The organism is Allobosea sp. CER48, from assembly GCF_044752385.1.
Taxonomy (GTDB): Bacteria; Pseudomonadota; Alphaproteobacteria; order Rhizobiales; family Beijerinckiaceae; genus Allobosea.
In genome coordinates this window covers 1-2,479 of sequence record NZ_JBIWYK010000448.1, presented here as the reverse complement: position 1 = coordinate 2,479, position 2,479 = coordinate 1, and the positions used below count along the sequence as shown (strand labels likewise).

The following is a 2,479-nucleotide window of genomic DNA, read 5'->3' as shown; positions in this document are numbered from 1 at the left end:
AACCGCCTCCCCCGCCCGCTCCGGCAGGCGCGGCAATGTGAAGACCGCATGGCCGGCATGGCTGCCCTTGATCTCGACGGCGCAGGAGACGGGCCCGACCTTCTCCTCCAGCACAAGCAGATCGGCGAGGCGCCCCTCCGCATCGTCGCTGAGCGCCAGCCAGACCGCCGTGCCGACGGTCGGGTGCCCGGCGAAGGGCAGCTCTGTGCCGGGGGTGAAGATACGGATCGCGGCACGATGACCGGGCTTCTCGGGCGGCGCGACGAAGACCGTCTCCGACAGGTTGAACTCGCGCGCGATCGCCTGCATCGCCTCGGTGTCGAGCCCTTCCGACTGGAGCACCACAGCGAGGGGATTGCCGGCATGGCGGCGCGTGGTGAAGACGTCGAGCGTGACGAAGCGGCGTTTCATCGGGGTCACCCTTCCGGGATGTCGAGATCGATCGTGAGCGGACAGTGGTCGGACGCCTTCGGCCGATCCCAGCCGACGCGCGGATAGCGGTCGGCGCAGGTGGCGAGCCGCGCCATCGAACGGTCCGGTTCTCGCGGGTCTAACGGCACGCGATATGGCAGGCCGCGGCGGATCATCTGCATCGCCGGCCTTGGATTGGCCGCTGCCAGCGCCGGCGAAAGCAGGATGTGGTCGAGCGGCATATGGCTGTCGATCAGCTTCTCCTGGCTTTCGGACCAGTAGCGCCGGAAATGCGTCCAGCGCTCATGCTCGGGCTGGGCCTCCATCGGATCGATGGCGAAGTCGTCCAGCAACGGCTCGATGCCGCTGGCCCCCTCATCGACCACTTCGGCCCGCGGCCCGAGGCCATGGCGATAGCCGTTGAGGTCGCCCAGCACGATCCAGTTCGTCTCGCGCCAGCCGCCACCGAAGCGCTGCTGGACCAACCAGCGCACCGCCCGCGCCTCGGCACGGCGCACCGGCAGCGTCATCTCCCGGCCGTCCTCGCGGCCATTGTTCATCGACTTGAAATGGCAGCCGAACAGGCTGAGCCGCCGCCCGTCGAGGGCGATCTCCACCTCCAGGCAATCCCGCGCGAAGACCTTGCCGTGCGGCCCGATGCCGAGCATGGCAAGTTCGCGGTCATGCACGCCGGCCTCGGCGAAGGTCAGGTCCTTGTGCGAGCGCACCGTGACCTGCCCGAAGAGATCGCGGCGCGCGGCGAAGCCGATATCGATATTGCGCCGGTCATTACCGTCGATCAGCGCGAAATGACCGTACCGATGATCGGCGATGCGGTGGACATAGTTCGAGAAGAAGGCCTGCAGGCTGGCGAGAGAATCGACCTCCTGCAGCATCCAGAGATCGGCCTGCGCCTCGGCTATGGCGAGCGCCGTCATCTGGCGCTTGTCGTCCTCCAGCGCGACCGCGAGCGAGCGCTCCACCGCGTCGCGCTCATCGGCGCGCGGGAAATGGAACAGCGACATCGCCGCGGCCGTCTCGGTGCGCCCGCCGGGCTCGAAGCGGTGGCGCGTCAGCAGGTTCTCGACGTTGAAGGTGCCGATGCGCAGCTTCATCGTGGTGCGCTCAGATCGCTTCCGGCTCGAACACCTGTGAAGGCGTGACGAACTCGTCCTGCGCCGCCACGGTCAGGATCTCGCGCGAGCCCGCCTCCTTGGTCCGCCTGAGCAGCCCGTAGATCGAGGAGGCTGCCTTGCACAGCGCGGTCGCGGCCGATTCCTCGCGCAAGTAATGGGTGAAGAACAGGGCCGCGATCGCGTCACCCGCGCCGTTGACGCTGACATCGAGCTTGGGCGTGCGAACGCGCCAGCTCCCCTTCGCATCGGCCGCCATCAGGTCGATCGCGTCGGCCGGCGTCTCCTCGGTGACGAGCGAGGTCACCATGACCACCTTCGGCCCGGCATCGCGCAGCGCCTCCACGGCGCGGTGCGCATCGGCGATGGTCTTGATCTCGATATCGGTCAGAAGCTCGAGCTCGAACTGGTTGGGGGTCACGATGTCGGCCGCCGGCACGGCCTGCTCGCGCATGAACTCGGGTATGCCCGGCCGCACGAACACGCCGCGGCCGACATCGCCGATCACCGGGTCGCAGCAATAGAGGGCCTTGGGATTGGCTGCCCGCACTCTTTCGACGGCGGACAGGATCGCATGGCCGATATCGGCCGAGCCCATATAGCCGGAGATCACGCCATCGCAGGCGGCCAGCACGCCGCGCTCGGCGATGCCGTCCATGACCTCGTCGATCATGCCACCGTCGAAGACCCGGCCCTTCCAGCTGCCATAGCCGGTGTGGTTCGAGAACTGCACCGTATGGATCGGCCAGACTTCGACGCCGAGCCTCTGCATCGGGAAGGTCGCGGAGGCATTGCCCACATGGCCATAGGCGACGTGAGACTGGATCGAGAGAATATTCATGGTCCGAAGCGATACCCTGTTCGCGGTAGGCCCGCGAACCTAGCGGCTCCCGCGCAAGGCGCCAATCGAAAGCGGTGATGGCGCCGATCAGCGC

3 protein-coding genes are annotated in these 2,479 nt (G+C 67.4%); all 3 read right to left on the bottom strand.

Annotated elements, in window-relative coordinates; all coding sequences use genetic code 11:
- Positions 1-411 (bottom strand): PhzF family phenazine biosynthesis protein (locus ACIPIA_RS14170; RefSeq protein WP_400510473.1); only part of this gene is annotated, 411 nt, incomplete at its 3' end.
- A gap of 5 nt (positions 412-416) precedes the next feature.
- A complete protein-coding gene (locus ACIPIA_RS14165) occupies positions 417-1,526 on the bottom strand; it encodes an endonuclease/exonuclease/phosphatase family protein (protein ID WP_400510471.1) in 1,110 nt (369 codons plus the stop codon).
- A 10-nt stretch (positions 1,527-1,536) separates the two neighbouring features.
- Positions 1,537-2,385, bottom strand: coding sequence for a pyridoxal kinase PdxY (pdxY, locus tag ACIPIA_RS14160; RefSeq protein WP_400510470.1), 849 nt, complete (start codon positions 2,383-2,385; stop codon positions 1,537-1,539).
- Positions 2,386-2,479 lie beyond the last annotated feature (94 nt).

Excerpts from the sequence above, each read along its gene's own strand:
- ACIPIA_RS14165 (WP_400510471.1), bottom strand. The coding sequence starts at position 1,526 with ATGAAGCTGCGCATCGGCACCTTCAACGTCGAGAACCTGCTGACGCGC.
- pdxY (WP_400510470.1), bottom strand. The coding sequence starts at position 2,385 with ATGAATATTCTCTCGATCCAGTCTCACGTCGCCTATGGCCATGTGGGC.